Origin of the sequence: Burkholderia alba, from assembly GCF_034721475.1 — a bacterium.
GTDB lineage: Bacteria > Pseudomonadota > Gammaproteobacteria > Burkholderiales > Burkholderiaceae > Burkholderia > Burkholderia alba.
On the sequence record NZ_JAWJWL010000124.1, the window covers coordinates 1 to 1,984 of the forward strand.

Annotated in this window: 2 protein-coding genes and 3 tRNA genes; all 5 read left to right on the forward strand. The window is 56.1% G+C overall.

What is annotated here, in order from left to right; genetic code table 11:
• The first annotated feature begins 654 nt into the window (after positions 1-654).
• Positions 655-1,176 (forward strand): ribosomal protein S5-alanine N-acetyltransferase, encoded by a 522-nt coding sequence (rimJ, locus tag RZR99_RS32700; protein WP_323123815.1) that lies wholly within the window; start codon positions 655-657, stop codon positions 1,174-1,176.
• A gap of 353 nt (positions 1,177-1,529) precedes the next feature.
• Positions 1,530-1,615, forward strand: a tRNA-Tyr gene (locus tag RZR99_RS32705).
• Between the two features lie 42 nt (positions 1,616-1,657).
• Positions 1,658-1,731 (forward strand) — tRNA-Gly (locus tag RZR99_RS32710).
• A 27-nt stretch (positions 1,732-1,758) separates the two neighbouring features.
• Positions 1,759-1,833, forward strand: a tRNA-Thr gene (locus RZR99_RS32715).
• A 62-nt stretch (positions 1,834-1,895) separates the two neighbouring features.
• Positions 1,896-1,984, forward strand: an 89-nt coding sequence (locus RZR99_RS32720; protein WP_032978997.1) for a GTP-binding protein, incomplete at its 3' end; no start/stop codon positions are given.

Here is a 1,984-nt window from a genome sequence, read left to right on the forward strand (position 1 = left end):
AACCCCCGCCCATTCGGCGGGGGTTTTGCTATTGGTTTCGACAAAAGAAAAACCCCCTTCCCACTCCTTCCTCTCTCGCTTCTCCTCCTCCTCCTCCTCTCGCGTTACTTCGCCTCTCTCGTTCTACACACGCCTCCACTGTCGCTCGCTCGAATAGCTGACGGCTTATTCGCTCACGTTGCTTTTTGCATTTCGAGGAAACCACACTCGGGATTCTCCGGATGTCACTCAATCGAATCGGTTCAAACTAAGCGATGAATAAGTCGCTGTTTAGTTTCTACGCAGCGGAATTTCAAAGAGATGGCCAACGAAGAGGGTAGAAGAGGTACTTTTAACAGAATTGCCTTTGGCCGCCCAAGCTTCGCAAACAACCTCGAAGTACTGTAGGAATTGCGCGCACACGAGAGAAAGCGGGAGTGGAAGGCATTGCCTGCGATGCGAAATCACGTGAATATCACTGTTCCGGTAAATTGCCGCCGGGGCGGACCTTATCAGGCAACGCAATTCAAATAACTGATGTAGCCGGCGTATTTCCCGAAAGAGGTTCCAGGAGCCACAGGCGGCAGAACCATCAGAAGGCCAATCAAAGATCTCCTTATGCCAATCGCAGCCAGGTTTCCAATAGACGGATTGGCGGTTGGTCCGACTGCCTCGTTGCAACTCGCACGTGAGCGTGACGGCCCCGCGCTGCTCCGCTACCAGATAGCGAACCGGGCTCACCTGTCACCCTGGGAACCCTTGCGGCAGGAAGATTTCTACACGCCGGAGGCGGTCGAATCCAGGCTGCGCGTCATGACGCGCCAGCACGACGCGCAAAGCGCGCTCCATCTCCTGTTGCTGGACGACGATCAACAGAGTGTCATTGGGGAATGCAATTTCACGAACATCGTGCGTGGACCGTTTCAGGCCTGCCATTTGGGTTTTTCGATCGACAGTCGCCTGGAGGGGCGGGGCTTGATGGCCGCCAGCTTACGCGTAGCCATCGATCACGTATTTACCGAACTGGCACTACATCGAATCATGGCGAACTACCGACCGGAGAACGAACGCAGTGGGGCTTTGCTGGCGAGGCTCGGCTTCGAGCGGGAGGGATACGCGCGGCGATACCTGAAGATCGGCGGAATCTGGACGGATCACGTGCTGACCGCACTAATCAACCCATCCGATTTAATCTGACGTCAGTCGGCGCCTCGAAAGGGCGCAACAACCCGCGCCGGCTGCTATCCCTCGAATTTCTTTGCTTCAATCCTCGTTTCTCTCTTGGCGCAGTTGCCGTGACCCCGTATGATGGCGTTCTTCCGTTTTCGGGGTGCGAGCCCGGCGAGACGGGAGCAGACGAAGCAGGGCGGGCACCGAATGGGTTCCCCGGCTTCTCCTGGATCAGGTTCGGTTTCGCCGATTGTGGCAGCGGGACTTGCGGGAGGCGCGCGGTAGCCGAATAGCGTCGGGGCACTCGAAGATAATGCAAATATTCTTGACGATGTGCTTGACACGAGTTCGATGCACCCCCATAATCGTCAGTTCTCTACGGAGGGGTGCCCGAGTGGCTAAAGGGGGCAGACTGTAAATCTGTTGGCTTACGCCTACGTTGGTTCGAATCCAACCTCCTCCACCAAGACATAAGCGCAAGAGCGGTAGGGAATCGTTAGTGGCCCGTGCGGGTGTAGCTCAATGGTAGAGCAGAAGCCTTCCAAGCTTACGACGAGGGTTCGATTCCCTTCACCCGCTCCAGTCCGTGAAAGTTTGAAGCGTAGAAGCGCCCATGTGGCTCAGTGGTAGAGCACTCCCTTGGTAAGGGAGAGGTCGGCAGTTCGATCCTGCCCATGGGCACCAGCAAGTAGTCAGTGTCTGTTTGCGCGCGGCGCAACATGTGAAATTCCTGTTAGGAGTTGAAAATGGCCAAGGGAAAATTTGAGCGGACCAAGCCGCACGTGAACGTTGGTACGATTGGTCACGTTGACCACGGCAAGACGACGTTGACGGC